Here is a 7,278-nt window from a genome sequence, read left to right as displayed (position 1 = left end):
TTTGTTTTAATTTATAAAAATTATATACAACGAAATCATTCCGAATACTTATTTGATAGAATGAATTTTTCTGAAAAGATCAAAGAATATTACCAGGAGAGAAACAAGGCGCCGTTTGATATAAAACAGGGTTTTGAGCTAGACAACTGCGGAAATCTAAATTATCCACTGGAAGAATATTATTTAGGTAGCAGAGAGGCAAAAGGCGGCTGAAAATCCAAGCTAAAACAAAATTTTAAAAAGCCCCAGTCGCGTAAATTTTATTTCTAAATTTTAAAATTTGCGCCTAAAATTACGCGCCGTTTTAATCCAAAAGCTTCTGCTTAAACAGCGGGATTTTGTAGCAAAAGGTGCTGCCCTCGCCAAGCTTCGAGCTGACGCTTTTTGCGATTCCGTAGCGCTTGCAAATTTTATCGATTATGTTTAGCCCGAGGCCGAATCCGCCAAGAGCCGCGTTTTCGCGCGAGTATCTCTCCCAGATCGCGCTCGTATCCTTTATGCCGATGCCGAAGTCCTGCACGCTAAAGACCGCTATGCTCACCCCTTTTTCTAGCCCGATGATGATCTTGCCGCCGGGGCGCGAGTATTTTATGGCGTTGCTTAGGGTGTTGTCGATGAGGCGCATTAGCGAGGTTTCGTCCATAAAAACGCTCACATCTGGCGCTATTCGCGATTGCAGGCTTATGTTTTTGCTTTTTGCGACCAGATAGATGAAATTTATCCTAGCGCCCAAAAACTCGCTCATATCGATGCGGCGGCTTTTGAAGCTCATCTTGCCGCTTTTGATGAAGTACTCCACGTCCTCGTAAGTAATTACCATCTGCTTAAGCGCGGATTTTATTCGCGCCGTGTGTTTGTCGCGCAGCCCAAGCATCTCGGTGTTGATGAGCGCGACGCCCAGAGGGGTCTTTAGCTCGTGCATCGCGTCGTTGAAAAATGCCTTGATGAGGTTGCTTTGCTGCGCGTAGAAATTTTTTATGATTTTGTAGTTAAATAGCGCGATGATGAGCGCTACGAAGATCGTGATAAAGATCGTAGAGATCGCGATAAATTCTATCTTGGCGTAGCTTATCTTTTTTGAGATGACGAAGAAATGCAGCTTGCCCTCATGCAGAAAGTGGCGCTTAAAAAACACCCGCCCGCCGAATTTCAGCGTGATAAACGCAAAATCGGGCGGCTGGACGCTTAGGTTTGATCTTAAAATTTCGCCGTTTGCATTTAGGATCGCGTAGTCGTAGATTAGCTCGTCTTTTAGATTCAGATCCGCACCGGCTAGGGCTTCGCCGCTTTTTTGTATCAGCTCGGCGACGTCGGCGCTCTCCTCGATTTTGGAATTTAAATAGATGATATAAAGACTCTCGCTTATAAAGGCGCCGATGATGAAAATCGCGCTAAAAAGCGTAAATTTAAACCCTTTAAGCATTGATCTTATATCCGAGTCCGCGGCTGGAGAGGATGAAGTCGTTGCTCGTTTTGGAGCGGAGGTTGCTGATATGCACGCGCACATCGACGCTGCCCGCCTCGCCGTCCCACACGTCGGCGATGAGTTCATCGACGCTTACGAACCTTTTGATATTGGCGAGCAGAAATTCTATAATCTTGATCTCTTTGGTGCTTAGCGATATCTCTTCGTCCGCGCGTTTTAAAATTTTTAAATTTGCGAAGTAGTGAAATTTATCCGCGATCTTGACGGCGCCCTTTTCGTCGCCGAAATACTTTCGCATCAGCTCGCTTACTCTAAATTTAAGCTCGGCTAGGTGGAAGGGCTTTTTTAGATATTCGTTGCAACCAAGCTCGTAGCATTGGCTTAAATCGTCGATGTCGCCGAGCGAGGTCATCATCATCACGGGAGTGCTAAGTCCGAGGTTTCGCGCGTATCTAAGCACCTCTTCGCCCGAAACCTCCGGCACTTTGATGTCTAAAATCAGCAAGTGGTATGCATTCGTGGCGATCTTATCGCAGGCTGCGTCGCCGCTTTCGCATTCGTCCACCTCGTAGCCGAGCTCCTGCAGATACTCGCTCACGCTGCTTCTGTATTCAAAGTCGTCTTCTAAAAGTAAAATTTTCAAACCCGTTCCCTAAATCGGGAGCGAGACTACGCTCCCGTGCAAATTTGCCCCGCATATACGATGTAGTAGCGAAGCAGGACCACGCCGCAAAGCACGACGAAGGAATTTAAAACTATAAACGCCGGTTTGTAGGCGTGATTTTTCAGCGCCGTAAAGGCGATGATGATCGGAGCGATGAGGCCCGTGCCCAAAACGCCGATCCAGAAAATTTTGCCGTATATCTCGTGCGTCAAAGCCTGCTCTGCCGCAAGCGCGCTCGTGCCGCCCTCGAAATACATCCCGACAAACAGAATGAACAAAAGCGGGATCTCAAAAAGTATCGCGCGCAGATCAAGCACCAAAAGGTATTTTATGCTATCTTTGTTTAACGAGCCTTTAAAAAATAGAAGTCCCACTAAAATACTCGCCGCAATGCCGCTGGAAAAGCCCGATAGTAAAAATAAAATCGGTAGCACCGGAGTATTCCAAAGCGGAATTTTCATCACCGCACTTAGTAAAAAGCCCGTATATGCGCCTACGCAAAGAGCAAGCACGAATAAAACTCGCTCAAAAATTTTGGAAGCCTTGGCGAATGAGCCTAACAAATTTACGATAGGGCGCAGGAATGCAAATAGTTTAAATTTACAAATTTCTTCGCCGAACACGCACAGCGCAAATACAAAGCTAAGCGGCACGTAGATTAAAAGCGCCGCCACGCCTATGCTCATTACGGAGCCGAAGTTAAATTTGATCAGCAAAAGATAAAAGCTAAGCGGCTTGCCCAGATCGAAGATCAAGAGCAAAAGCCCCGCGCAGATCGTAAGCGGCGCCGTGATCGCACCTGCTCTAATCATCGCATCCCAGATGGAATTTTGCTCGCTTTCGTGGCGATTCCATTTGACCAAAAGCGCCACCATCGTCGCCCCCGCGCTAAGACCCGCCAAAAATAGATAAATCGCAATCGGCCAAGGCCAGTAAATTTCAGAGTATTGGCTCATATCGCCCCACATATTATTCATAGCGTCCTCCTTTTTTGTTTTTGATATTCGCTAGGCGCGGTTTGGTGTTTAGATACGCTTTAGGATATTCTACGCTTGTTTTGGCTAACAGCTTGCTTACCTCGGAATTTACGTCATTTACGTCGCCGAAAGTTAAAGCATCCGTTGGGCACACGCTTACGCAGGCAGGCTGTAAGCCTTTGCTAGTGCGGTTAGTGTAGCAAAAGGTGCATTTACCGATAGCGTGCGTGATAGGATCTACAAACCTCGCGTCGTAAGGACAGGCCAGGATGCAGTATTTGCAGCTGACGCAAAGTCTCTCGTCTATGAGAGTTACGCCGTCTTTGGTTTTAAAGCTCGCTCCCGTAGGGCAGACGTCCACGCAGGGGCTATCCTCGCACATAACGCAGCTAGCGCGCGAATAATCAAGTTTTAAGCTTGGAAAAACGCCGCTTGTTTTGCCGTGCACTTGCAGCCTATAAACGCCGCTCGGCACGCCGTTTTCGTTCCTGCACGCGACCGAACAGGCTTGGCAACCTATACATAAATTTTCGTCGTGAATCATTATGAGTTTTTTCATAACCGCCCCTTTCAAATTTTAACTATATCGACGCCGACGTTGGTTACCATCGTGCTTACCACGGGACCTTTTGCGGGATCGAGAAGGACGCTTTGGTTCGTGCCTATGCCGTTCGTGCGCTTTAGCCCCGGGCTTACGTGCCCAAAGCCGTGGTATAAAAATAGGCAATCGTCCCTGATGCCTTGCGTGACGAAAATTTTAGCCTTTTGCTCGCCGAATTTATTTTTGAGCTTCACGACATCGCCCGTCTTTAGCCCCTCCGCTTTTGCAGAAGCTGGGCTGATCCAAACCGGCGATTCGCTCATCATATCGTTTAAAATTTTGACATTTTGAGTGTGTCCGTTGGTGTGAAGCGCGGTCTTGCCGGTCATGAGGCAGTATTTGTGTCCGCCGAATACGTCCATACCCTCGGTGTTTAAGCAGCCGTATCCCACGAAAAGCTCCTCCACTTTCGGCGCGAAAAGCTCGATCTTGCCGCTCGGAGTTTTAAATTTCATCTGAGAGCTCATCTCGCCGTTTTCGTCCACGAACTCCGCCGCGGCAGGATATTTATCGATAAATTTAGCCACGAGCTTCGGCTCTCGGTAGTATAGCTTCGGCACCTTGTAGCTTACGTAGCCGTTTTTGATTAAATTTGCGATTAGCTCGGCGTTGCCTTTGGCTTGCTGCATGCGGTATTCATCGATGTTATTCCAGGTGTAGTCCTTATCGATCTTCATCACCCTCGCAAGCTCTCTAAAAATTTCATAGCCGCACTTCGTATCGCCCACCGGCTCGACGGCTTTGTTTCGCATCACAAATCCCGGCGCGGTGCCGCCTTTGTTTTGAATCGACTCGTCGCGCTCCAAATATGTGGATTCGGGCAAGATCACGTCGGCTAGGCACGCGAAGTCGCTCATATACACGTCGATTGCGAGCACGAAGTCTAGCTTTTTGATCGCCTCTACGCTCTTATCCACGCCCGCAACGTTGATGAGGTGGTTAAAGCGCGTGCTGACCCAGCCTTTTACAGGATACGGTTTTTCGCTTAAAATCGTAGGCGCGATCTGCATCAAAACACCGTGTTTGCGCGGCACGAAGAAATTTTCGCTACCTTCTTCGCCGCAGCCGTCGATACGCGCGGTCTTTGGAATTTTAAAATTTTTATCCGGGTTTGAGATGGTAGGGAATAGATCCTCTTTGCAAAGCGTGTTGAAGGTTTTAGAGTCTTTAGAAAAGTAAATTCCGCCCTTTTTCTCGACGTTTCCCATCAGCGCGTTTGCGATCGCGATGGCGCGCGTGCGGATATATTCGGCTTTGGCGGTCGTGGTTTTATGACCCCAATCGATTACAACTGCGGGAGCCGCAGCGTAAATTTCATTTGCGATGCGCTCGATCTTGTCCGCTTTGATCCCCGTAATGCCCTCTTGCCAAAGCGGCGTCGTATCCTTAACGGACTGCTTTAGCTCCTCTAGCCCCACGGCGTATTGTTCGATAAATTTTTTGTCGTATTTGTTATCGCGCAACCAGACGTGGATTAGCGCCATCAAAAACGCCGCGTCGGTTCCCGGTTTTATCGGCAGCCACTCGTCAGCTTTGGAAGCTACGACGCTAAAGCGCGGATCGAGAACCAAAAGCTTTACGTCCTCTCTGCTTGCGGCTTTTGCGAGCTTTTTGGTTTTTGAGATATCGATACCCTCAAAGAGATTGTGGCCGAAATTTACGATATATTTTGCGTCGCCGTAGTCTCTTTGCATGTTGGTGCCGAAGGTGTGCGGTACGGCGATATTGTAGGTGATCGGACAACAGGACCAGTGCGAGTAGATGTTCGGGCTGCCGTAGGCACAGGCGAAATTCATCATCTGTGTGTGGTGCTCGCCCGTTTTAGAGGTGAAAACTACGCTTTGCGGGCCGTATTTTTGCGAAATCTCGCTTAGCTTCTGCGCGCAAATTTTAAGCGCCTCGTCCCAGCTCGCCTCTTTAAATTTGCCCTCGCCGCGCTCGCCCACGCGAATGAGCGGCTTAATGAGCCTTTGATCGTCGTAGAGCTGATTGATGCCCGCGCCTCCGCGAGCGCAGACGGAGGTTTTGTTTGCAAACCTGTGGTTGCCCTCGATTAAAGCGCCGCGACCGTCTTTGACGGTCACCTCGATAGGACAGCGCGAGGAGCACATCTCGCAGACGCTGGCAACTTTCTTTTCTGTCCCGCCTGTAACCGCGCTAGCGTTTAAATTTAGATTTAGCGTCGCTAGCGTGCCGATTGCGGCGGTGCTTTTTAAGAAATTTCGTCTATTCATAAAAACTCCTTACCTTTAAATTTTGGTAGGAATTCTAAGGCTTCATCGTAAAAATAAGGTTAATTTTGATAATGCAGCTTTTGGCTTAGGCTTTATCTCGAAAGATAAAATGCGTCCTGCGCCGTATTTTAAAGCCGTAAAATAGCGCCAGCAGTAGCAAAATGCTAATTGCGCCGCAGATCGCAAGGGCTACGCGAGCGCCCAGTAGCTCGGTAAAAAAGCCCGATATGAGCGCTCCAAATGGCGTACTACCTATTAAAAAGAGCGCGTATAAGCTAAGCACGCGTCCGCGGAATTCGTTGCTTACGTGCATTTGCACGGTGGAGTTAATGCTTGAGTTTGTGATTACGAAAAGAAATCCAGTTACGGCAAGCCCTGCCGCAGCCCATGCGAAGGAATTTGCAGCCCCAGTAAGAGCTAAGCTTACCCCCATAGCGATCGCGCACGATCTGATTTTGCGGATGCCAAGTTTATCAAAGACTGCTACGAAAAGCGCGCCGCAAAAGGCTCCCACGCCCAGAGCCGACATCAAATATCCAAAGCTTCGCTCATCCGCGCCGAGGCTAAGCTTAACAAGCGCCGAGATCGTTACGTTGTAATTTGGCACCAGCGTCGCTACGATAAGCACTATTATCATTAGCTCGCTTAGAGTTTTTTTGTGCGATACATACGAAATTCCAGCACCGATCGAGGCAAAAACGCCTCCGCTTCTGCTAGATAACGTAGTAGCGGATGGCGGAATTTTTATGAAAAACAGCGAAACGATGATGCCTAAAAAGCTAAGTGCATTGAATAAAAAGCAAAAACCCACGCCCCACAGCGCCATCACGATCCCCGCAAGTGCGGGTCCTGCAATACGAGCGACGTTGAAGGACATAGAATTTAACGCTATGGCGTTGGCTAGATCGCGGGGCGAGTCGATGAGGTCTTTTACCATCGACTGACGGCTCGGGGCGTCCATGCTGGTAAAGATGCCACTTGCAAAAGCGCAAAATAAAATTTTGCCGAAAGAATATAGCTCGCAAAAGCTCATAACCGCGAAAATTGAGGCAGTCACCGCCATGCCTATTTGAGCGAGCAAAAGGATCTTTTTGCGATTAAACTTATCGAGCAGTACACCGGAAAACGGCGTGAAAAGTAGCGCGGGCAAGAACCTCGCCGCGGCTACGAGGCTGACCTTAAAAGCGTCTGCGGTGATGCTTAGCACTAGCCACGGCAGCGCGACGCTTTGCATCCAAGAACCGATCAGCGAGAGGTTCATCCCGATCCAATAAATTCTAAAATTTGAGTATTTAAGCGATAGGAAGGGATTTTTCAACGCGCCGCCTTTTGAAATTTTGATTTGAGATTATACATTAAATTTTAAAAATTCACTT

The 7,278-nt window shown here is 48.3% G+C and carries 6 protein-coding genes and 1 pseudogene; 1 reads left to right on the top strand and 6 read right to left on the bottom strand.

Annotated features, from left to right (window positions below):
- Positions 1–213: pseudogene (locus tag Q0620_RS09390) on the top strand (hypothetical protein); the annotation flags it as partial.
- A gap of 91 nt (positions 214–304) precedes the next feature.
- Here the strand turns inward: Q0620_RS09390 and Q0620_RS09385 are convergent.
- The 6 genes from Q0620_RS09385 to Q0620_RS09360 form a co-directional block, all read right to left on the bottom strand.
- Positions 305–1,423, bottom strand: coding sequence for an ATP-binding protein (locus Q0620_RS09385; protein ID WP_298784738.1), 1,119 nt, complete (start codon positions 1,421–1,423; stop codon positions 305–307).
- The gene (locus tag Q0620_RS09380) at positions 1,416–2,069 is read right to left on the bottom strand and encodes a response regulator transcription factor (RefSeq protein ID WP_298784737.1); all 654 of its coding nucleotides are present in this window, start codon (positions 2,067–2,069) and stop codon (positions 1,416–1,418) included. The genes Q0620_RS09385 and Q0620_RS09380 overlap by 8 nt, the downstream gene beginning before the upstream one ends.
- Before the next feature lie 26 nt (positions 2,070–2,095).
- The gene (gene nrfD / locus Q0620_RS09375) at positions 2,096–3,067 is read right to left on the bottom strand and encodes an NrfD/PsrC family molybdoenzyme membrane anchor subunit (protein ID WP_298784736.1); all 972 of its coding nucleotides are present in this window, start codon (positions 3,065–3,067) and stop codon (positions 2,096–2,098) included.
- On the bottom strand, positions 3,060–3,626 hold the full coding sequence (locus Q0620_RS09370; RefSeq protein WP_298784734.1) for a 4Fe-4S dicluster domain-containing protein: 567 nt from the start codon (positions 3,624–3,626) through the stop codon (positions 3,060–3,062). The genes nrfD and Q0620_RS09370 overlap by 8 nt, the downstream gene beginning before the upstream one ends.
- Before the next feature lie 11 nt (positions 3,627–3,637).
- Complete coding sequence (gene phsA, locus Q0620_RS09365) at positions 3,638–5,902, bottom strand: thiosulfate reductase PhsA (RefSeq protein WP_298784733.1); 2,265 nt, start codon at positions 5,900–5,902, stop codon at positions 3,638–3,640.
- 85 nt (positions 5,903–5,987) lie between these two features.
- Positions 5,988–7,220, bottom strand: coding sequence for an MFS transporter (locus Q0620_RS09360; protein ID WP_298784731.1), 1,233 nt, complete (start codon positions 7,218–7,220; stop codon positions 5,988–5,990).
- Positions 7,221–7,278: the final 58 nt, after the last annotated feature.

Origin of the sequence: uncultured Campylobacter sp. (genome assembly GCF_938017615.1) — a bacterium.
Classification (GTDB): Bacteria; Campylobacterota; Campylobacteria; order Campylobacterales; family Campylobacteraceae; genus Campylobacter_B.
The sequence above is the reverse complement of the archived record's forward strand: the minus strand, read 5'-3'. Positions and strand labels throughout refer to the sequence as shown.

What these genes read in the sequence shown, in the direction of transcription:
- phsA (WP_298784733.1), bottom strand. Translation starts at nt 5,902, where the DNA reads ATGAATAGACGAAATTTCTTAAAAAGCACCGCCGCAATCGGCACGCTA.
- Q0620_RS09370 (WP_298784734.1), bottom strand. Translation starts at nt 3,626, where the DNA reads ATGAAAAAACTCATAATGATTCACGACGAAAATTTATGTATAGGTTGC.
- nrfD (WP_298784736.1), bottom strand. Translation starts at nt 3,067, where the DNA reads ATGAATAATATGTGGGGCGATATGAGCCAATACTCTGAAATTTACTGG.
- Q0620_RS09385 (WP_298784738.1), bottom strand. Translation starts at nt 1,423, where the DNA reads ATGCTTAAAGGGTTTAAATTTACGCTTTTTAGCGCGATTTTCATCATC.